17 protein-coding genes and 1 pseudogene are annotated in these 20700 nt (G+C 71.3%); 15 read left to right on the plus strand and 3 right to left on the minus strand.

From position 1 onward, the window contains the following. The 7 genes and pseudogenes from ACFO0C_RS07525 to ACFO0C_RS07555 form a co-directional block, all read left to right on the plus strand. Window positions 1–1143 (plus strand): annotated as a pseudogene (locus ACFO0C_RS07525) (malto-oligosyltrehalose synthase); the annotation flags it as partial. Continuing rightward, window positions 1140–2867 (plus strand): malto-oligosyltrehalose trehalohydrolase, encoded by a 1728-nt coding sequence (gene treZ, locus ACFO0C_RS07530; protein ID WP_378065815.1) that lies wholly within the window; start codon window positions 1140–1142, stop codon window positions 2865–2867. The pseudogene ACFO0C_RS07525 and the gene treZ, both read left to right, overlap by 4 nt. A 27-nt stretch (window positions 2868–2894) precedes the next feature. Then, window positions 2895–3269: a membrane protein insertion efficiency factor YidD gene (yidD, locus tag ACFO0C_RS07535; protein WP_378065816.1), complete on the plus strand. Its 375-nt coding sequence runs from the start codon at window positions 2895–2897 to the stop codon at window positions 3267–3269. A 45-nt stretch (window positions 3270–3314) separates the two neighbouring features. Further along, window positions 3315–4547, plus strand: a complete 1233-nt coding sequence (locus ACFO0C_RS07540) for a transporter substrate-binding domain-containing protein (protein ID WP_378065817.1) — start codon at window positions 3315–3317, stop codon at window positions 4545–4547. Continuing rightward, window positions 4544–5608 carry a hypothetical protein gene (locus ACFO0C_RS07545; protein WP_378065818.1) on the plus strand — a complete coding sequence of 355 codons (1065 nt, stop codon included), beginning with the start codon at window positions 4544–4546 and terminating at the stop codon, window positions 5606–5608. The genes ACFO0C_RS07540 and ACFO0C_RS07545 overlap by 4 nt, the downstream gene beginning before the upstream one ends. An 81-nt stretch (window positions 5609–5689) precedes the next feature. Next, on the plus strand, window positions 5690–6412 hold the full coding sequence (locus tag ACFO0C_RS07550) for a PP2C family protein-serine/threonine phosphatase (RefSeq protein WP_378065819.1): 723 nt from the start codon (window positions 5690–5692) through the stop codon (window positions 6410–6412). Between the two features lie 47 nt (window positions 6413–6459). Further along, window positions 6460–9114, plus strand: coding sequence for a putative bifunctional diguanylate cyclase/phosphodiesterase (locus tag ACFO0C_RS07555; protein ID WP_378065820.1), 2655 nt, complete (start codon window positions 6460–6462; stop codon window positions 9112–9114). Window positions 9115–9140: 26 nt separating this feature from the next. On the opposite strand, the gene ACFO0C_RS07560 is transcribed toward ACFO0C_RS07555, so the two are convergent. Together ACFO0C_RS07560 and ACFO0C_RS07565 are read right to left on the minus strand one after the other, a co-directional pair. Beyond that, window positions 9141–9887 (minus strand): hypothetical protein, encoded by a 747-nt coding sequence (locus ACFO0C_RS07560; RefSeq protein ID WP_378065821.1) that lies wholly within the window; start codon window positions 9885–9887, stop codon window positions 9141–9143. A 200-nt stretch (window positions 9888–10087) separates the two neighbouring features. Next, window positions 10088–12847 (minus strand): ATP-dependent RNA helicase, encoded by a 2760-nt coding sequence (locus ACFO0C_RS07565; protein WP_378065822.1) that lies wholly within the window; start codon window positions 12845–12847, stop codon window positions 10088–10090. 439 nt (window positions 12848–13286) lie between these two features. Here ACFO0C_RS07565 and uraD point away from each other — a divergent pair, with 439 nt between their 5' ends. From uraD to ACFO0C_RS07600, 7 genes are all read left to right on the plus strand, one after another. Next, window positions 13287–13802: a 2-oxo-4-hydroxy-4-carboxy-5-ureidoimidazoline decarboxylase gene (gene uraD, locus ACFO0C_RS07570; RefSeq protein WP_378065823.1), complete on the plus strand. Its 516-nt coding sequence runs from the start codon at window positions 13287–13289 to the stop codon at window positions 13800–13802. Then, window positions 13792–14151: a hydroxyisourate hydrolase gene (uraH, locus tag ACFO0C_RS07575; RefSeq protein ID WP_378065824.1), complete on the plus strand. Its 360-nt coding sequence runs from the start codon at window positions 13792–13794 to the stop codon at window positions 14149–14151. Before uraD ends, uraH begins: the two co-directional genes overlap by 11 nt. 14 nt (window positions 14152–14165) lie before the next feature. Continuing rightward, window positions 14166–15017, plus strand: a complete 852-nt coding sequence (gene pucL, locus ACFO0C_RS07580) for a factor-independent urate hydroxylase (protein ID WP_378065825.1) — start codon at window positions 14166–14168, stop codon at window positions 15015–15017. Beyond that, window positions 15014–16363: an 8-oxoguanine deaminase gene (locus ACFO0C_RS07585; protein ID WP_378065826.1), complete on the plus strand. Its 1350-nt coding sequence runs from the start codon at window positions 15014–15016 to the stop codon at window positions 16361–16363. The genes pucL and ACFO0C_RS07585 overlap by 4 nt, the downstream gene beginning before the upstream one ends. Before the next feature lie 103 nt (window positions 16364–16466). Then, window positions 16467–18014: a malate synthase A gene (gene aceB, locus ACFO0C_RS07590; RefSeq protein WP_378065827.1), complete on the plus strand. Its 1548-nt coding sequence runs from the start codon at window positions 16467–16469 to the stop codon at window positions 18012–18014. 59 nt (window positions 18015–18073) lie between these two features. Then, window positions 18074–19210, plus strand: a complete 1137-nt coding sequence (locus ACFO0C_RS07595) for a DUF6986 family protein (protein ID WP_378065828.1) — start codon at window positions 18074–18076, stop codon at window positions 19208–19210. Window positions 19211–19232: 22 nt separating this feature from the next. Continuing rightward, window positions 19233–19901 (plus strand): hypothetical protein, encoded by a 669-nt coding sequence (locus tag ACFO0C_RS07600; RefSeq protein WP_378065829.1) that lies wholly within the window; start codon window positions 19233–19235, stop codon window positions 19899–19901. Window positions 19902–19985: 84 nt separating this feature from the next. Here the strand turns inward: ACFO0C_RS07600 and ACFO0C_RS07605 are convergent, their stop codons facing one another. Beyond that, complete coding sequence (locus ACFO0C_RS07605; protein ID WP_378065830.1) at window positions 19986–20300, minus strand: hypothetical protein; 315 nt, start codon at window positions 20298–20300, stop codon at window positions 19986–19988. A 243-nt stretch (window positions 20301–20543) separates the two neighbouring features. Here ACFO0C_RS07605 and ACFO0C_RS07610 point away from each other — a divergent pair, with 243 nt between their 5' ends. Continuing rightward, a complete protein-coding gene (locus ACFO0C_RS07610) occupies window positions 20544–20696 on the plus strand; it encodes a hypothetical protein (protein WP_378065831.1) in 153 nt (50 codons plus the stop codon). The last annotated feature ends 4 nt before the right edge of the window (window positions 20697–20700 follow it).

A 20700-nucleotide genomic window follows, 5' to 3' on the forward strand; every position in this document is an offset into this window, starting at 1 on the left:
GCCGAGGCCACCCGCCGGCGCCCGCAGCTGATCCCCGTCCTCGACCAGGTGACCGCCCGGCTGCGCAACCCGGCCGACGAACTGGCGGTCCGCTTCCAGCAGTTCACCGGCGCGGTGATGGCCAAGGGTGTCGAGGACAACGCGTTCTACCGGTGGACCCGGTTCGTGGCCCGCAACGAGGTCGGCAACGACCCGGCCAAGTTCGGCGTCACCATCGACGAGTTCCACCACTACGCCGAGCAGCGGCAGGCCGAGTGGCCGGACACCATGACGTCGCTGGCCACCCACGACACCAAGCGCGGTGAGGACGTCCGCGCGAGGCTGGCGGTCCTCGCCGAACTGCCGGGCGACTGGACGTCGGTGGTGCGCCGGTGGGTCCGGTTCGCTCCGCTCCCGGATCCCGCGCTGGCCCATCTCCTCTGGCAGGTCACGGTCGGCGCGTGGCCGATCTCCCGGGAGCGACTGCAGGCGTACGCCGTGAAAGCCGCCCGGGAAGCCGGGACCGGAACGAACTGGCTGACCCCGGACGAGGGTTTCGAGACCACCCTGCGGGAGATGGTGGACCGGATCTACGACGACCCGGACCTCCATCGCGAGGTGACCGATTTCGCCTCCTCGATCGCCGCTCCCGGCTGGTCGAACTCTCTCGGTCAGAAGCTGGTGCAGCTCACCATGCCCGGCGTCCCCGACGTCTACCAGGGCACCGAGCTGTGGGACCACTCTCTCGTCGACCCGGACAACCGCCGCCCGGTCGACTTCCCGGCCCGCCGTGAGTTGCTCGGCCGCCTCGACGACGGCTGGCTGCCACCGGTGGACGAGACCGGAGCGGCCAAGCTGCTGGTGACCAGCCGGGTGCTGCGGCTGCGCCGGCAGCGGCCGGAGCTGTTCACCGGTTACCGCCCGGTCTTCGCCGACGGGCGCGTCCCGGAGCACGTGCTCGCCTTCGACCGCGGCGGCGTGGTGGCGATCGCCACCCGGCTCCCGGTCGGATTGTCACGGCACGGCGGCTGGGGGGACACCACGCTGTCACTGGACGGACATAGTTGGACGGAAGTGTTCACGAACACCAGCTACGGTGGGAATCGTCTGACGGTGGCCGAGCTGCTGCACACCTATCCCGTCGCTCTCCTGGTGAAAGAATGACGATCTTCGAAGTGTGGGCTCCGGGTAAGACGGTCCGGCTACGGCTGGGCGACCGGGATTACGCGATGGAGCCCGGCGAGGACGGCTGGTGCCGCGTGGACGTTCGATCACCCTCCGACGCCGATTACGGATTCCTCCTGCCCGGCCAGGAGCAACCGCTGCCCGACCCGCGTTCGGCCCGGCAGCCCGACGGGGTGCACGGCCTGAGCCGGCTCTACGACCACTCCGCGTTCGCCTGGTCCGACCAGTCGTGGACCGGCCGCCAGCTGCCCGGCTCGGTCCTCTACGAGCTGCACATCGGCACCTTCACCCCCGAGGGCACCTTCGACGCCGCGATCGAGCGGCTCGACCACCTCGTCGACCTCGGTGTCGACCTGGTCGAGCTGCTGCCGGTCAACGCGTTCAACGGCACCCACAACTGGGGCTACGACGGGGTCTGCTGGTTCGCGCCCCACGAGGCGTACGGCGGTCCCGACGGCCTCAAACGGTTCGTCGACGCGGCCCACGCCAAAGGCCTCGGCGTGGTGCTCGACGTGGTCTACAACCACTTCGGGCCCAGCGGGGCGTATGCGCCGATGTTCGCCCCCTACCTCAGCAGCGGCAGCAACGCCTGGGGCAGCTCGGTCAACCTCGACGGGCCGGGCTCCGAGCAGGTGCGCCGCTACATCGTCGACAGCGTGCTGATGTGGCTGCGCGACTACCACATCGACGGGCTGCGGCTGGACGCCGTGCACGCGCTGCACGACGAGGGTGCCGTCCACCTGCTCGAGCAGATGGCCGTCGAGGTCGAGACACTCTCCACCGAGCTGCGCCGGCCGCTGTCGCTGATCGCCGAGTCCGATCTCAACGACGCCAAGCTGATCACCCCGCGTGAGGGCGGTGGCTACGGCCTGCACGCCCAGTGGGACGACGACGTGCACCACGCGCTGCACACCCTGCTCACCGGGGAGCGTCAGGGCTACTACGGCGACTTCGGCTCGCTCGACTGCCTGCGCACGGTCCTGGAGGGCGCGTTCTTCCACGCCGGCACCTGGTCGTCGTTCCGCGGCCGCCCGCACGGCCGCCCGGTCGACCGGCAGCGCACCCCCGGCCACCGGTTCGTCGCCTTCCTGCAGAACCACGATCAGATCGGCAACCGGGCGGTCGGCGACCGGCTCACCGCCAGCCTCTCGCCCGGCCTGCTCAAGGTGGCCGCCACCCTGCTGCTCACCTCCCCGTTCACGCCCATGCTGTTCATGGGTGAGGAGTGGGCGGCCAGCAGCCCCTGGCAGTACTTCACCTCGCATCCCGAGCCCGACCTGGCCTCCGCCGTGCGGACCGGGCGGCGGCGCGAGTTCGCCAGCCACGGCTGGGCCGAGGCCGACGTGCCCGACCCACAGGACCCGGCCACCTTCGAGCGCTCCAAGCTCGACTGGTCGGAGCTGGGCAAACCCGGCCACGCCGAGATCCTCGAGCTGTACCGCAAGTTGATCGCGCTGCGCCGGAGCATCCCCGGGCTGACCGATCCGTGGCTGCACCAGGTCGAGGTGTGGCACGGCGACCAGCACGTGGTCATCCGGCGCGGGCCGAACGTGGTGGCCGCCAACCTCTCGGCGAGCCCGCAGACGGTCAGCGTGCGGTCCCTGCCACGGTCGGTGCTGCTGGCCACCGCACCCGGCGTCATCGTCGAACGGGACCGGCTCGTGCTGCCACCGGAGAGCGCGGCGGTGGTCTCGGTCCGCTGACGTGCGCGCTTCCGCCATCATGTGATCGTGAGCTTTGGGAGATCGCGGAAGAAGAAAAAGAAGCATTCGTGGCTCGACTCGTGCAACCCGAACACCAACTGCGACTGTGACATCCCCGGGTGCGACTGCTTCTCGCTGAGCATGATGCTGCGGTTGTTCGCGGCGCTCAGCCGTACCCCCGGAAGCTCCCGGGCCGAACGGGCGGTGACCGGCGCGATCCGTGGTTATCGGAAGGTCTCGCCGAGGCTGCCCACCCGGTGCCGCTACCAGCCCACCTGTAGCGCGTATGCGCTGCTCGCGATCGAGCGCCACGGTCTGCGTGCCGGCCTGCGGCTGACCGCCTCCCGTCTCGCCCGGTGCCGTCCGGGTGTCCCGTTCGGTACCGGGGATCCCGTTCCGTAGGGATGTCGGGCACGATGACTCGTCTGGGGATGAAGGGACGGGTCGATGGCTGACACCGACAACGGCGGCGACGAGACCGCGCCACAGCAGCCTCCGCCACAGCCACCACGGGCGCAGCCGGACGACAGCTGGCTCCTGCGGACACTGCAGCAGCTTCCGCCGAAGCAACTGGCCGCGATGCGCCGCTTCGTGACCGCCGCCGCACCGCCGGAGCCGCCGTCCGTCCCGGTCGAGGAGCTGACCGTCGAGGAGATCGCCTCCCGGGACATCGCCGCGCAGGCGGCGATGGAGAAGGCACGCGCGGAGGCCGAGCACGCGGCCATCACCCGGCGGGACAACCAGTTCAAGGTGTGGCGGCTCGCCGGGCTCGGCCTGCTGATCGTCCTGACCCTGACGGTCGCCCTGGTCCGGCTGCTGATCGGCGGGCCGGAGTCGGTCGCCGAGCTGCGCGCGAAGTCCGGGGTCGACAGCTGGACGACCCTGGCGATCGGGGTGAAGGACGACCAGTACGGGACCGCCTTCTACGACCAGGCCACCAAGACATGGTCCGGGTTCGACATCGACATCGCCTACATGATCGCCGCCGATCTCGGCTTCCGCCGTGACGACGTGCGCTTCTACGGCCTGGAGAGCGAGGACCGGGCCCGGATGCAGGCCACCGACCCGGCCGACGGGAAACGTGTGCCGGTCCAGCTGGTGATCGCCAGTTACAGCATCACCGAGGAGCGGAAGAAGGCCGGCGTGCACTTCTCCGAGCCGTACCTCTACACCGAGCAGTCGGTGATCACGCTCAAGGGACACCGGTCGGTCGTCGCGCTGAAGGACCTCGAGGGCCAGCGGGTCTGCACCCTCTCCACGTCGACCAGCGAGAGCGCACTGTCCAAGGCCATGGCGATCGTGACCCAGAAGAACCGGGTCGGGGAGTGCTTCGAAGCGCTCGACCGCAACGAGGTCGAGGCGGTGAGCACCGACGCGGCGATCCTGGCCGGCTGGCAGCACAAGTTCCCGCAGAAGTACGAGCACTGGGACCTCGGCCTCGAGGCCAACGAACGGTGGGGCGTCAACGTCGGTGAGAACCCGGCCCTGGAGAAGCTCGTCAACCTGACGCTCTACCGCTCCTACGCCGACCCCGAGGACGACCGATGGGAGAAGGCCTACGAGCAGAACCTGCAGACCCAGATCGATCCGGTGAAGGACACCCCGATCGCGGTCGGCCAGCAGCCTCCGGCGCAACGGCCGGACATCAGCTGGCTGCCCTGGGAGGATCCACTGGGATGAGCGGCTTCTCCGAGGATCTGATCCGGACCGGTGCGGTCAGCAAGGAGCCACGCGCCGTGGTCCGGCCGGGCTACCGTGCCGAGTTCAACTGGCTGCTCGCCGTGCTGCCCGGTTTCCCGCTGGTGCTGCTCGTGCTGCGGCTGTGGTATCTGAGCCGGCAGGACCTGCCCACGATGCTCCTGCTCGTGCAGTACATCAACCCGCTGGGCATGGTGGGCGCGCTGTTCATCACGCTGAGCTGGACCCTGCCCGCCGCGATCCTGCTGGTCCGGGTCCTCGGCGGGATCGCGCTGGTCAGCTCACCACGGCACACCGCGACCTCGTTCCTGGCCGTGGCCGCGTTCCGGATGCCGGGCTGGGTGGTGGTCCTCGCGGCCGGGATCGCCGCGTTCACCTGGCAACTGCGCATGCTGCCGCTGCTGATGATGCTGGTCGTGGCGGTTCTCGGGCTGACCGCGGTACAGGGGGAACCGGGTGAGCCATGGCTGATGCGGTGGATCACGCTCGGGGTGCCGATCATCGTCGGTCTGCTCGTGTGGATCTTCGTTTGGCCGGGAGTGGTCGCGGCCGTCCGGGCCGGTGCGTACACGACGGCCGTACTGCTGGTGGCTCCGCCGTTGTTCGGCCCGGTGCTGACCGGGCCGTTGCCGGACCGCTGGGCCCGGATCGCCACCCACTGGCCGGCCGTCGCCGTCGCCTTCGCCATGCCGTTCATGGTCGGCGTCGCCTTCCTGCGCGCGCCCGTCCTGCCGGACAGCGCCATCGAGGTGGTCACCGAGGGCGAGCCGATCCGGGTCGTCCGCGGCCAGCTCATCGCCGTCGACGACACCTCCACCACGATGCTGGAGCCGACCGGTGAGGTCACCTTCATCCCGAACGGCGAGGTCCGGTCGAAGACCCTCTGCCCACAGGCCGGCGACGACCCCGCCAGCGGGCTCACCGTCCGCGGGTGGCCGGTCGAGGCCCCGGCACTGGAATGGATCGCTCCGACACGGCCCGTGACCGAAATCGATCCTCGTTGCCTCGGACGGCCCCTGAATCGGGGTTCAGGCGGTGGATGAGTGTAATTTCAGCAACGACATGTGCGACATGCCGCCCACCACGTGCAGACAGGCTGGCGCCGACCTGGCAGGCTGCACGCCATGACCTTGCACCTCCGGTGGGCGGCCGTCACCGACCAAGGACACGTCCGGAGCAACAACGAGGACTGTCACTTCGCCGGTGACTCGCTTCTCGTCGTCGCGGACGGCATGGGCGGCATGGCCGCCGGCGATCTGGCCAGCCGGATCGCCATCGAAGCCATGGTCTCGCTCGACACGCCGATCGCCACCGAGCACCAGATGGACGCCCTGCACCGGGCACTCGAGCTCGCCAACGGGCGGATCGCCGAGACAGTGGCCACCGACCCCACGCTGGCGGGCATGGGGACGACGTTGACGGCGGTGCTGTTCAACGGCGAGCGGGCGGCCATGGCCCACGTCGGCGACTCCCGGGCCTACCTGCTCCGTGAGGGCCGGCTCAACCAGCTCACCAAGGACGACACGTATGTCCAGATGCTGGTCGACCAGGGCCTGATCAAACCGGAGGAGGCGGCCGCCCACCCACGCCGGGCCGTCGTCACCCGGGTGCTCCAGGGCGAGCCGGTCACCCCCGCCTACGTCATCGTCGAGCCGCAGCGCGGCGACCGCTGGCTGCTGTGCAGCGACGGTCTCACCGGCGTCGTGCCCGACCCCGTGCTCGAGGAAGAGCTGCGCACCATCGCCGACCCGAAGTCCTGCGCGGAGAGGCTCATCGATCTCGCACTGCGCGGCGGCGGCCCCGACAACATCACGGTGATCGTCGCCGACGTGACCGCGGGGGACTGAGCGGGTATTTTACTCCGGCCGCACTGCTCGCGGCCCGGACTCTGGTGGTGATCACGACGGCGCGACTGCTCGGCACGCTGGCGTTCATCCTGGGTGTGGTCGCCTTCGGCGAACTCGTCCTCGGCACGCCCCGCCTCTACACCGACACGGCGCAACTGGTCGCCGGGCTCGTCGCGGCCGCCGTCTGCCTCACCGTCGGCCGGGGCCGGGCCGGCATCCCGCGCCGCTGGCGGCTGCTCTCCGCCGGTGGCCTCGTCGTCTGGTCACTCAACCGGCTCTGGTGGGTCGTCCAGGACCTGGCCGGTGTCGACCGGGTGCCGCCGCACGCGCTCACCTGGGCGGGGCTCTTCGTGCTGCCGGTCTGCATGCTCGTCGGGCTGCTCGGTGCCGTGCACAGCCGGCCCCGGCCGCTGGTGCCCTCGTCGACACTGCGTGACCAGCTCGCCCTCGTCATCGACAGCCTGCTCATCACCGGCTCGGTGCTGGCCCTGGTCTGGTCGGTGCTGCCCGGCTCGCCCGGCCTCGGCGGACTGGACGTCGTCCAGCTGGTCTACCTCATCGCCGACCTGGTCATGTTCACCATGGTGGTGCTGCTGCTCACCACCCGGCCCGACTCCCCGGCCGGGCGGCTGCCACTGCGGCTCGTCGGCTCGGCGCTGCTCGCCTTCGGCGTCGCCGACACCGTCCGGCTCCTCGGCAACGGACCCACCTGGCTCGAAGGGCTCGGTCACCTGCTCGGGCCGGCGTTCATCGCGATGGCGGCGCTCAGCCCCAACCGGACGCCACCCGACCAGCCCGACGCCGAGGTGCCGGAGCGCGACTGGTTCCGGTTGCTGCTGCCGTACGGCCCCGTCCTCGTCACCGGGGTGGTGCTCGTCGTGCGTACCGTCGCCGAAGGGTCTCTCAGCCCGTTCGAGGCCTACCTCGGCTGGCTCGGCCTCGCCCTCGTCGTCACCCGCCAGATGATCACCATCGTCGACAACACGGTGCTCTTCGACCGGGTCGCCACCGCCCAGCGGCGCCTGCACCACCAGGCCTACCACGATCCGCTCACCGGTCTGGCCAACCGCGCGCTCTTCCGGGAACGTCTCGTCCTCGCCATCGACGCCCACCAGAAGCGCGGCACGCCCGTCGCGGTCCTCTTCGCCGATCTCGACGACTTCAAGCTCATCAACGACACGTTCGGGCACGCCATCGGCGACCGGGTGCTCCAGGCCATCGGCGAGCGGATGCGGGCCGGGGTGCGCTCCGGGGACCTGGTCGCCCGCCTCGGCGGTGACGAGTTCGCCATCGTGCTCGATCAGGGCGGCGTCGCCGTTCCGGCACCCCGGCGCCGGGCGCCATGGCGGCGCCGGATCGACGGCGGTCTGCGGCAGCGGCGTTATGTCCTTTCCGCCGCGGGGGTACGGGTCTCCGAAGCCGCCTTCGCCGGAGGCGCCACCGTGTCCCCCTCGTGGGAGACGGCCACTTCCGGCCACCCCGGCGCCGCTTCGGTCTCGGACTCGCTGGCCTCCGCCGCTTCGGTCTCGGACTCGCTGGCCTCCGCCGCCGCTTCGGTCTCGGATTCGCTGGCCTCCGCCGCCTCGGTCTCGGATTCGCTGGCCTCCGCCGCCTCGGTCTCGGATTCGCTGGCCTCCGCCGCCGCCTCGGTCTCCGCCGGTTCGCCGGCCTCCCCGGACCTCGACGCCGACTGGGACGCCGAGGCCGAAGCCATCGGACAGCGTGTGCTGGCCACCCTCCGCGAGCCGTACGTCATCGACGGCCGCTCGGTCGGCGTGGGCGTCAGCATCGGCCTGGTCACCGCCGAACCCGGCGACGAACTCACCGCCGACCTGCTGCTGCGCCGCGCCGACGCCGCCATGTACGCGGTGAAACGCAGCGGCAAGGGCGAACTGATCCGCTACACCGGCCCCAAGGACGCCGGCCCGCACGCCGACCTGCCGCAGCTCCTCGCCGGCGCCCTGTCCGGCCCGAGCCCCGCGGCCGCCGGTTTCGACGTGCACTACCAGCCGATAGTGCGGCTCACTGACGGCGCCACCGTCGCGGTCGAGGCCCTGGCCCGCTGGACCGACCCGGTCGCCGGCCCGGTCCACCCCGACGTGTTCGTCACGATGGCCGAGCGGACCGGCCTGGTCGCCGCGATCGACGACTTCGTCCTCGACCGGGCCTGCGCCGACGCCGCCCACCTGGCCCTCGTCTACGGACGCCCGATCGACGTGCACGTCAACGTCTCGGCCGGCCGCCTCGCCGGCCAGGGCCTGGAGGACGCCGTCCGCGCCGCCCTGAGCCGCCACCGCCTCGACCCGGCGCGGCTGATCATCGAGATCACCGAGACGTTGCGCATCCCCGACCTGCCCTGCGCCGCCGGGCTCGTCCAACGACTGCGAGCCTTGGGCGTACGGGTGGCCCTCGACGACTTCGGCAGCGGCTTCAACGCGCTCGCCCAGTTGCACGCCATCCCGGTCGACATCGTGAAACTCGACTCCACCCTGACCGACGTCGACACCTCCCCGGACCGGGCCGGCGCCCTCTGCCGCTCGGTGCTGGCCATCTGCGCCGAACTGGGCATCACCGTGGTGGCCGAGGGCCTGGAGACCGAGGACCGGGCCGGCGCGATGGCCGCTCTCGGCTGCCCGCTGGGCCAGGGCTACCTCTACGGCGCACCGGCCCCTCTGTCCCGCCTGCCCGGCACCACTCCCTGACCCCGGCCTCCTCCGCCGGTGGTCCGTCACCCGCTGAGGTCCGCCTTCGCCGTGAGGGCGCGGACCTGCTCGAGTCGTTCGTCGTCGCCGGCCGCCGTCCAGTAGACGCGGAGCGCGCCCAGCAGCAAGGGGTACTCCCGACGCAGCTGAAAGCGGCTGTTCAGGCGGACGAGCGCCAACCATCTGTCGCAATGTTCGCGCAACTCGTCGTAACGGCCGGTGTCACCGAGAGCCCTGAACAGCAGGAGGACGGTGTCCATCCGAGCGGTGCGCCACTCCGGAAGCACCGACTCGGCCTCCCTCAGGGCGAGCAGGGCATCCTCGGGACTGTTGTGCATCAGCAGGTGCCGGGCCAGTTCGGTGTAGGCCCGGCCGAGCTCGACCCCACCCACCGGACGTGCCGCCGTGAGGGCCTGCTCGACGAGCCGGTAGCCCGCTTCCCGGTAGCCGGCGGCGGCAAGGAAGAAGGCGGCGCGGGTCACCTCGGCGGTCGCCTTGGCCGACGTGGCCTTCCGGCACCAGCCATAGGACTCGTTCGCGGCCTGTTCGTCGTCCCGTCCGGCCCGGTGCAGACAGTAGGCGTGGATCGCCAGCACCCGGCCCAGCGAAGCCGGCCAGCGCTCCCCGATCGGCCGGCACCGTGCCACCCCGGCCTCGGCCAGCAGGACGGCGCGGTCGTGCCGCCCCGCGTTGCTCTCCCGCAGCGCGGCCCGCTCCCTGGATTGCGCCGCCCGCCGCCGGGGCAGCGCAGCCAACCCGCCGAATCCGGCCATTCCCGCCCCCTCCCGCTGATCTCTCTGCTCTCGCGCCGGCGATTTCTCTGCTCTCGCGCTGCCGGTCTCTCTGCTCTGGCGCTGCCGTTTCTCCGCGCTGGCGCCGGCGATCTCTCTGCTGCCTCGCCGCCGCTCTCTGCGCTGTCCATGTCGGACGTGATCGTAGGAAGTGCCGGCGACCCGACGCGAGGTGTGCCCGATCAGCGGGACCGTGGTTTGGCGCGGCGGGTCGGCTCAGCCGTGGTCGGGTCCTCCGGCCAGGGGTGACGCGGGTACCGGCCGCGCATCTCGGCGCGGACCTGCGGGTAGCCCTGGACCCAGAACGAGCCGAGATCACTGGTGACGGCGACCGGCCGCCCCGCTGGGGACAGCAGGTGCAGCAGGACCGGGATCCGCCCGTCGGCCAGCCGTGGCGCCTCCCGCCAGCCGAACGCCTCCTGCACCTTCACCGCCAGCACCGGTGCCGCCGGGTCGCTGTAGTCGATCCGCACCTGCGAACCGCTCGGCACCGGGAGCCGCTCCGGCGCCACGTCGTCCAGCCGGCCCGCCACCGACCAGGGCACCCGTCGCCGCAGCCCACCGGCGACGTCGAGTCTCGCCAGGTCGGACCGCCGCCGGGCGGAACCGAGATCCAGCCAGTCCTCCGGGTTCGCCAGCAGAGCGTCGTCGGAAACGTCCGGCCACGGGTCGCCGAGCGCCGCGTGCGCGAACGCGAGCCGTCTCCGCAGGTCCTCGGCGTTCCGGCTCCAGGTCAGCAGGCCCAGCCCCTCCTGCCGCAGCCCGGTGACCAGGGCCTCCCGGAGCAGCGCCGGGGCCGGATCGGTGAGGCGGGTGGACGCCAGGGTGATCGCACCCAGCCTGCGAACCCGCCGGGCCACCACGTCGCCGTCGACCCACCCGATCTCGGTGCCGTCGGTGAGCAGTGGTGCGGCGACCTCCAGGGCGGTCGCCTCGTCCAGCGGCGCGGCGCTGCGGATCCGGGCCACCCGCGCTCCGGCCGGCCGGTCCGCGCTCGCCACGGCCAGCCACGTGGCTCCGGCCAGCGAGCTGTCGGCCGGCAGCTCGGCTGCGTTGCCACCGGCCATCAGGTAGGCCCGGCCGCCCGGCTCCCGCACCCGTGCCACCCGCTCCGGATAGGCCAGCCCGGCCACGAGCCCGGCCGCGACGTCGTCGCTCATCACCTGCCTCGCGGAGGGACGGTCCTGAGCCTGCCTCGCGGAGGGACGGTCCTGAGCCTGCCTCGCGGAGGGACGGTCCTGAGCCTGCCTCGCGGAGGGACGGTCCTGAGCCCGCCCCGCGCCGGCCCTGGTGCCCGGTGGTGTGGCGCCCTTGTCGGCCGGCTGTGCGATGGCTTCGGCGCCCGGCCCTGGGGCGGCCCTGTCGGCGGGCGCTGGGGTGGCCATGTCGGCCGGTGGTGCGGCAGCATCGGAGTCCCTGGCACTGGCATCGCGTTGGCCGGCGGCCGAGGGAGGGGCTGCGGCCCGTTCCAGGGCGCGCGTCAGGCGGCGGACCTCGGCCCGCCAGGCCGGATCGTTGCGGGCGGCCCGCCAGACGGTGACCACGTCGCCGCTGGTGGTGCGGTCGTCGTCGAGGACGGCGACGATCTCCGCGGCCCGCGCCGAGCCCACGGTCGCGGCGCCGTCGAGCAGGGCGCGCGCCAGCCGTGGATGCAGCCCGGCGCCGGCCAGGGCACGGCCCCGATCGGTGACCCGCCCGTCGGCGTCGACGGCGCCCAGATCGTGCAGCGTGGCCACGGCCGCCCGCAGCGCGCCGGCCGGTGGTGGATCGGGCAGGGCCAGGCCGCTGCCGTCGGGATGCCCCCACAACGCCAGGTCCAGGGCGAAGCCGGTCAGGTCGGCGGCCGTGATCTCCGGCTCGGGCTGGGCCGGCAGCCGATCGTGCAGGGCCGGCGACCAGCAGCGGTAGACCCGGCCCGGTGCCTCCCGCCCGGCCCGCCCGGCGCGCTGGTCGGCGGACGAACGGGACACCGGCACCGTCGCCAGCGCTCCCAGACCGCGGGCGTGATCCATCCGTGGCACCCGGCTCAGCCCGGCGTCGACCACGGCGCGCACTCCGGGGACCGTCAGGCTGCTCTCGGCGACCGCGGTGGCCAGCACCACCCGGCGGCGCGCGCCGGCCCGTAGCGCCGCGTCCTGTGCGGTCCCGGACTGCCGGCCGTGCAGGGGGACGACGTCACCGTCGAGCCCGCCGAGGCGACCGGCGACCGTCGAGATCTCGCGGGCCCCGGGAAGGAAGACGAGGACGTCGCCGTCGCCCTCGGCCAGGGCCCGCCGGGTCGTGGCGGCCACGTGGTCGAGCAGCCTTGGGTCGACGCGGAGCCCGTGCGGCGGGGTGATCGCTCCGGCCGGTGGCGCCCAGACGACCTCGACCGGATAGGTCCGCGCGTGGGCGGTGACGATCGGGGCCGGGCTGTCCGGCTCACCGAGGACCGCGGCGAGCCGGTCGGCGTCGGCCGTCGCCGAGGTGGCGAGGATCCGCAGGTCGGGCCGCAGCGCGGAGCGTGCCTCGACGAGGAAGGCGAGCGCCAGGTCGGAGTCGAGGTGCCGCTCGTGACACTCGTCGAGGATCACCGTGGTGACCCCGGCCAGCTCGGGGTCGGCCTGCAACCGGCGGACCAGCAGCCCGGTCGTGACGACCTCGATGACCGTCTCCCGGGAGATCTGCCGCTCACCCCGCACCGCGAACCCGACCCGCTGCCCGGCTCGCTCGCCGAGCAGCGCCGCCATCCGCCGCGCGGCGGCCCGGGCGGCGACCCGGCGCGGCTCGGCCACGATCACCCGGCCGCCGGAACCGGCCAGGGCGAGGGGGACCAGCGTGGTCTTGCCGGTGCCGGGCGGCGCGACGAGGACGGCGGCCCCGGCGGCGGCCAGGGTGTCGGCAACCTCGGGCAGCACGGGACGGACCGGGAGGTCGGGCAGGGAACCGGCGGGGATGAGCACGCGCCCAGTCTGGCCCATCCCGGCGGCGGCCTTCCCGGTTGTCCACACTGGCGGCGGGGCCGACCGCGATTCGTGCTCCTGTGGATGACGCCGGAGCTGGGCGGCACCCCCGACGAATTCGGCGGCCGGGTTGTGTCCACGAGGGCCTTCACCGGTCCCGGACCGCTCGGCTGGCCGCCTGACCTGCTCCGCTGGATGCGCCGTAGGAAACGGCAAGATCACCGGCGGATAACAGCGAGGTCGCGGTGCCTTCCCGGCGGTTGTCCCCAGGATCGGCCGGGAAACGCCGGTCTGCGCAGCTGAACGCGTTGTCCACAGCCCTGGCCGGACGGCGAGATTTCCGGCCCTCATCCGTGGCAGGGTGGCGCTTGTTAATTCTTCGGTCCGTCCGTGCGTGTCACGGGGCCGGGCTGCTTGACTGATCGACATCGACGAGGGGGTGACCGAATTGGGTGCGGTGGAGTCGTTCAACGCTCTGCCCGCGGAGCGCCTGGCGGCCGAGCTGCTCGCCTGCTGCGCGGCGCCCGCCTGGGGTGCCGCCGTCGCCGCCGGGAGGCCGTTCGCGGACCGTGACGGCATTCTCGCCGCCGCTGACGCCGCGGGCCGCGGCCTGACCTGGCCCGAGGTGCTGGAGGGCCTGTCCGCGCATCCGAGGATCGGGGAGCGGGCTGCCGGCGACTCCCAGGAGGCGGCCTGGTCGCGTGCCGAGCAGTCGGCCGCCGCGCAGAGTGCCGACGACACGACGAAGGCCGAGTTGATCGCGGCGAACCGGGCTTATGAGGAGCGGTTCGGCCACGTCTTCCTGATCTTCGCGAGCGGCCGGTCGCAGGCGGAGATCCTGGCCGCCGCCCGCGAGCGGCTGGGCAACGACGAGGCGGCCGAGCGGCCGATCGTGACGGATGAGCTGCGCAGGATCGCGCGGCTCCGGCTGGAGCGGGTGCTCGATGCCCTCTGACGGTGTCGCCGCGGCGTTCCACGCCCGCATCTCGACGCACATCCTGGACACGGTGACCGGCGATCCGGCCAGGGACGTCTACGTGCGGCTGGAACGGCGTGACTCCGACGGCTGGAGCACCATCGCCGAGGGCCGGACCGACGACGACGGCCGCCTGCGTTACGAGGTGCCGTTGCGCGAGTGGCAGGCCGGTGGTTATCGCCTGTTCTTCTACGTGGAGCCCTATCTGGGCGGTGACTGCTTCTTCCCGGAGATCACCGTCGCCTTCCACGTCCACGACCCGAATCGCCATTACCACGTGCCGTTGCTGCTGAGCCGGTACGGCTACACCACCTACCGAGGGAGCTGACACCGTTGGGGATCGTGCTCGGACCGAACCGCTACGGCAAGGCGGAGACCCGTCTGGTGCGGGTGCACCGTGACGGCGAGTCGCACGGCCTGGTGGACTTCAACGTCAGCATCGCGCTCTCCGGCGACCTGACCGCGACCCACCTGACCGGTGACAACTCCGGTGTCCTGCCGACCGACACGATGAAGAACACGGTGTACGCGTTCGCCAAGGAGCACGGCGTGGGCGAGCCCGAGTCGTTCGCCCTGCTCCTGGCCCGGCATTTCGTGCACACCCAGCCACAGGTGCACGGTGCGAAGGTGTCGGTCGAGTCGTTCGCGTGGGACCGCCTGGGCCCGCACTCGTTTCGCAGGCGGGGCGATCACGTGCGTACCACTGTGGTGACCGTGACCGCCGATGCGACGCAGGTCGTCTCCGGTGTCTCCGGCCTGGTGCTGCTGAATTCGACGGATTCGGAGTTCCACGGTTTCGTCGAGGACGGCTACACCACGCTGAAACCGGCCACCGACCGCATTCTGGCGACGGCTGTGGACGCCCGCTGGCGGCACGCCGGCGACGACACCGACTGGGCGGCGTCGTTCGAGGGCTCGCTGGCCGCGCTGGTGTCGGCGTTCGTCGGCACCTACAGCTACTCGTTGCAGCAGACGCTCTACGCGATGGGCGCCGGGCTGCTGGAGGCTCGCCCGGAGGTGGCCGAGGTGCGGCTGGCTCTGCCGAACAAGCATCACTACCTGGCCGACCTGTCGCCGTTCGACCTGGAGAACCCGGGTGAGGTGTTCATCGCCGGCGACCGGCCGTACGGATTGATCGAGGGCAGTGTGGTCCGTGACGACGCGCCCGCCGCGACCGCGGAGTGGTGGCTGTGATCATCATCGAGGGCGCCGCCGTCGCGACCGTCGACGCGGCTGGGACGGAGTACCTGACCGGTCACGTGGTGGTCGGTGACGACGGCCGGATCGTCGCGGTCGGTGCGGGCCGTGCCGACGAGAGTTTCCAGGGTCGCCGGGTGGACGGCCGGGGCTGCCTGGTCACGCCCGGCCTGGTGAACACGCATCACCACCTGTACCAGTGGGCGACGCGTGGCCTCGCGCTGGACGAGACACTGTTCGGCTGGCTGACCACGCTCTACCCGATCTGGGGCCGGCTGGACGCGGAGATCGTCGGCGCGGCGGCCGGTGCCGGCCTGGGCTGGCTGGCGCTCTCCGGGTGCACCACGAGCATGGATCACCACTACGTGTTCCCGCGTGACGGCGGGGACGTGCTGGCCGCCGAGATCGAGGCGGCCCAGTCGATCGGTGTGCGGTTCCACCCGACCCGCGGTTCGATGGACCTGAGCCGCAAGGACGGCGGCCTGCCACCGGACCACGTGGTCGAGGACACCGACGAGGCACTGGCGGCGACCGAGGCGGCGATCGACCGGTGGCACGACCCGTCGCCGGACTCGATGCTCCAGATCGCGGTGGCGCCCTGTTCGCCGTTCTCGGTCACCACCCGCCTGATGGAGGAGGCGGCGGTGCTGGCCCGGCGCAAGGGCGTCCGCCTGCACACGCACCTCGCCGAGACCGACGACGAGGAGGAGTTCTGCCTCAAGCAGTTCGGCTGCACCCCGGTGGAGTACGCGGAGCGCGTCGGCTGGCTCGGCGACGACGTCTGGCTGGCCCACGGTGTGCACTTCAGTGACTCGGCGATCGAGAAACTGGGTGCCACCCGGACCGGCATCGCGCACTGCCCGAGTTCGAACGCGCGGCTGGGTGCCGGTTCGGCCCGGGTGCGTGAGCTGATCGACCACGGCGTGCCGGTGGGTCTCGGTGTGGACGGGGCGGCCTCGCAGGAGGTCTCGCACCTGGGTGCCGAGCTGCGGCAGGCGCTCTACACGGCACGGCAGCGGCTGGGCCCGAAGTCGTTCAACGCCCGCGAGGCGCTGCGACTGGGCACGATCGGCGGGGCGCAGTGCCTGGGCCGGCAGGCCGACATCGGTTCGCTGGAGCCGGGCAAACTGGCCGACCTCGTGATGTGGCGGCTGGACGGTCTGGGGCACGAGGGCATCGACGACAGGGTCGCGGCGCTGGTCTTCGGCCCACCGGCGCGGGTCGATCTGGCCCTGGTCGGCGGCCGTCCGATCGTCGAGCGCGGCGAGCTGGTGCACGCCGATGCCGACACGTTGACGGCGAACGCTCGCCGGGCCCACCGTCGTCTCCTGGATGTTTCATAGAGAAGAACACCACAGGATCCGGGTAGTGGTGGACCGGCCGGGAGCATGAATAATGCTCGATTACGGTACGGGGGAGTAACCACACTGAGAGGAATCGTCAACGATGACCGAGATCCTGTCCGACGAGGCCGTGGCGTTCGTCGCCGACCTGAACCGGCGATTCCGGCCTCGCCGTAACGAGCTCCTCCAGGCGCGTGCCACGCGCCGCGCGGAGATCGCGGCCGGAGCCACGCTGGGTTTCCTGGCCGAGACAGCCGACATCCGTGCCGCTGAGTGGTCGGCCCCTCCGGCGCCGGCCGATCTCCAGGACCGGCGGGTCGAGATCACCGGCCCGACCGAGCGGAAGATGACGATCAACGCGCTCAACTCGGGCGCGAAGGTGTGGCTGGCCGACCTCGAGGACGCGAACACCCCGCACTGGGCGAACGTCGTCGACGGCCAGCAGAACCTCTACGACGCGATCCGTCGCACGATCACGCTGGAGACCGAGAAGAAGACGTACGAGCTGAACGGCGGGCCGTACCCGACGATCGTGATGCGCCCCCGCGGGTGGCACCTCGACGAGCGGCACCTCCCGGTGGACGGCGAGCCGGCCGTCGGCGCGCTGGTCGACTTCGGGCTCTACTTCTTCCACAACGCGAAGGAGCTGCTGGAGCGGGGCAGCGGGCCGTACTTCTACCTGCCCAAGATGGAGTCCCACAAAGAGGCCGCCCTGTGGAACGACGTCTTCACCCACGCGCAGGAGGCGCTGGGCATCCCGGTCGGCACCATCCGGGCCACCGTCCTGATCGAGACCATTCCGGCCGCGTTCGAGATGGAGGAGATCCTCTACAGCCTGCGGCCGCACATCTCGGGCCTCAACGCCGGCCGCTGGGACTACCTGTTCAGCATCATCAAGTACTTCCGGGACAATCCCACCATGATCCTGCCGGACCGGGCGGCCGTGACGATGACCGCGCCGTTCATGCGGGCCTACTCCGAGCTGCTCGTCTCCACCTGCCACAAGCGTGGGGCGTTCGCGATGGGTGGCATGGCCGCGTTCATCCCGAGCCGCCGTGATCCGGCGGTCAACGAGGTGGCCCTGACCAAGGTCCGGGAAGACAAGGAGCGCGAGGCCGGCGACGGCTTCGACGGCTCCTGGGTGGCCCACCCCGACCTGGTGCCGGTCTGCAAGGGCATCTTCGACCGGGTGCTCGGCGACAAGCCGAACCAGCTCGACAAGAAGCGGCCCGACGTCGCGGTGGACGCCACCGACCTGCTGCACGTGGCCGGTACCGGCGGCGCGGTCACCCGCGCCGGCCTGCACAACAACGTCAACGTCGCGCTGCAGTACCTGGAGGCGTGGCTGCGCGGCAACGGCGCGGTCGCGATCCACAACCTGATGGAGGACGCCGCCACCGCGGAGATCTCCCGGTCCCAGGTCTGGCAGTGGATCCACAACGGAGTGAAGCTCGAGGACGGCACGCCGATCACCGCCGAACTGGTCGGGCAGATCGAGGACGAGGAGCTCGCGAAGATCCGCGAGACCGTCGGTGACGAGGCCTGGACCGGTGGCCGCTACGACGACGCCCGCAAGCTGTTCGAGCGGGTCGCCCTGGCCGACGACTTCGCCGACTTCCTGACCAGCGCCGCCTACGACTCCATCGACTGATCACACCGGTGCGGCCGGGCCCCGGGTCCCGGCCGCACCCAGCGAAGAAGGGCCGTCCGTTGCGTCTCACCGAGGACGACTACCACGAGATCGACGCGAGCCTCGCCGCGCACGACGCCTTCCTCAAGGCCCGCTATCCGGGCGAACGTCCCGGGCGCCAGCCGGTCCACACGGTCTACGTCCCGGCCGATCGTCTCGACGACTTCCGCGACTGGGGCGGCATCGCCCTCGACGCGATGGACCGGCACGACTTCCCCTGGTCCGACCCGGCGGTCCGGGCCAAACTCGCCGCCGAACCGATCGAGGACCTGCGCGTCGACTTCGAGGACGGCTACGGCGTCCGCGACGACGACCAGGAGGACGCGGCCGTCCGCAAGGCCGCCGAGATCCTCGCCGACGGTCCACGGCCACCGTTCGTCGGCCTCCGGATCAAGTCGCTGGAGGCGGCGACCCGGCACCGCTCGCTGCGCACGCTCGACCTCTTCCTCGAGAGCTACCAGGACCTTTTCACCATCACGCTGCCCAAGGTCAGCGGTTCCGACCAGGTCCGCACGATGGTCACCCTCTGCGAGAGACTCGAGCGGTCGTACGGCCTGAGCGCCGGCGCCCTGACCTTCGAGATCCAGATCGAACTGCCGTCGGCCGTGCTCGCCGCCGACGGCTCCGCGGCTGTCGCACCCCTGATCACCGCGGCTGACGGCCGGTGCACGGGGCTGCACTACGGCACCTACGACTACAGTGCCGCCGCCGGGGTGGCCGCCGCCTACCAGTCGATGGAGCATCCGGCCGCCGACTACGCGAAAGCGGTGATGCAGGCCGCCGCCGCCCAGACCGGGGTGCGCCTGTCCGACGGTTCCACCAACGTCCTGCCGGTCGGTGGGACCGCCGACGTGCGGGCCGCCTGGCAGTTGCACCACCGGCTGGTCCGCCGCTCGCTGGAACGCGGCTACTACCAGGGCTGGGATCTGCATCCTGCCCAGTTGCCGACGCGTTATGCGGCGACCTACGAGTTCTTCCGGGACGGCCGGGATGCGGCCGTCACCCGCCTGCGCCGGTACCTGGACCGGCAGGACAGCGGTATCGCCGACGAGCCGGCCACCGCCCGTGCGCTCGCCGGCTACCTGCTGCGCGGTCTGGACTGCGGCGCCCTGACCGACGCCGGGCTGCCACGCGAGCAGTTGACCGCCCTGGCCTGAGACGAGCAGCGGAGGAACGGCAGTGGGCTACGAAACGGTTTTCACCGGACAGATCGCCATTGTTCCCCCGCTGAATCCGCGCGAGGTCGAATATCTCGACCGGTTCGCCGAGACGCGGCACGAATCGCGGGACGCCGGCCCGTACGCGGTCAACGGGAACGGGCTGGCGCCCGGTGCGATGTACGGCGGGAATCAACCCGGCCCGGAGCATCCCGGATTCTGGTGCAAATGGGTGCCGACCGCCGCCGGTGACGCGTTGATCTGGAACGGGGAGGAGAAGTTCTACCACGCGGAGAAATGGCTCGCCTATCTGGTGGAGACGTTTCTGGCGCCGGGCGCGGAGATTCGTGGCGACCTGCCGGTGGCGTGGTTCCGGCCGGCCGTCTTCGAACACTTCACCTGCGATCATCTTCTCAACGGGGTGGTCGAGGCCGAGGGCGCGGAAGAGGACGACCGGTGGCGGATCGAGGTGCGCGACAACGTCGTCTACGTGGTGCGCCTGGTGGAGTGGCCGGATCATTCCGATATCGATCCGCGGAGCCCCGGGGAATGGGGGAGCGGGCAGTGGGACGAATACGCGGCGCGGGCCCGGCGTAATCACGTCTACACGATCAGTGGCGCGGGTGAGATCCACGAGTGTGGGCCGGCCGTGGAGCACGGATTCGCGCCGGTCGACGATCGGGCCGCCTGACACCTGCCGCCGATAGCCGCCGGAGGCGGGGTTCGATGTGGTGCGTCTGCGGGAGGTGTGGCACGTATCCGATGAAAGGATTTTTTAGACCATCGAGAAGACGCCGACGATCAGGAGCGCGCTGAGCGTCAGCCAGGTGGCGAGCTGTTCGTGGCCGCGGTTGCTCTCCCGGACGGCTTTGATGAGCAGGCCCGCCATCAGGCCGGCGAGGCCGGTGGCGGCGGCAATCGAGGAGACGCCGGGCTCGCCGAACCACTCGGGCGCGAGGCTGACCAGGAACGCCGGGTCGATGATCGCGATCGTGCCGAAGGTGAGGACGGCGCCGGCCAGGACCGCGACGGCGGCGGCGCGCAGGAGGAGGTTCGGTCCGGTGTTCACCGCGGTCTGCTGGTTCGTCACGCCAGGTCGCCTTCCGTGATGGTCCATGTCGGGTGAGTCAGACCATAGCGGCACTGGCAAATCCCGTGTGGATCGAACCTTTCCCGCTTGTCGGGAGTACTACGAGGCGGGACCGCGCGCAACGCGAGGGAGTGTCGTTCAGTGAGTAAGACTGTGACGCAGAGTGATGGCGAGCATGTGTGTGAACGGCCGTCGTGGGAGTGCCGGGCATGTGGTGACCCGTGGCCGTGCACGCCGGCGCGAGTGTCGCTGTCGGACGGTGCGGACCGGGTGATGCTGACGATGTACATGTGGGGACATCTCGATCGGGCGATGGCCGAGCTGCCGCCGGGGCCGCCGGCGGAGCTTTTCGACCGGTTCCTGCGCTGGACCGACGGCCAGTTGATCAAGGCTTGACAGC

The organism is Actinoplanes subglobosus, from assembly GCF_042650585.1.
Classification (GTDB): domain Bacteria; phylum Actinomycetota; class Actinomycetes; order Mycobacteriales; family Micromonosporaceae; genus Actinoplanes; species Actinoplanes subglobosus.

Bases quoted from the DNA above. Each gene is read 5' to 3' on its own strand.
- treZ (WP_378065815.1), top strand. From the start codon at position 1,140: ATGACGATCTTCGAAGTGTGGGCTCCGGGTAAGACGGTCCGGCTACGG.
- ACFO0C_RS07540 (WP_378065817.1), top strand. From the start codon at position 3,315: ATGGCTGACACCGACAACGGCGGCGACGAGACCGCGCCACAGCAGCCT.
- ACFO0C_RS07545 (WP_378065818.1), top strand. From the start codon at position 4,544: ATGAGCGGCTTCTCCGAGGATCTGATCCGGACCGGTGCGGTCAGCAAG.
- ACFO0C_RS07550 (WP_378065819.1), top strand. From the start codon at position 5,690: ATGACCTTGCACCTCCGGTGGGCGGCCGTCACCGACCAAGGACACGTC.
- ACFO0C_RS07560 (WP_378065821.1), bottom strand. From the start codon at position 9,887: ATGGCCGGATTCGGCGGGTTGGCTGCGCTGCCCCGGCGGCGGGCGGCG.
- uraH (WP_378065824.1), top strand. From the start codon at position 13,792: ATGCCCTCTGACGGTGTCGCCGCGGCGTTCCACGCCCGCATCTCGACG.
- aceB (WP_378065827.1), top strand. From the start codon at position 16,467: ATGACCGAGATCCTGTCCGACGAGGCCGTGGCGTTCGTCGCCGACCTG.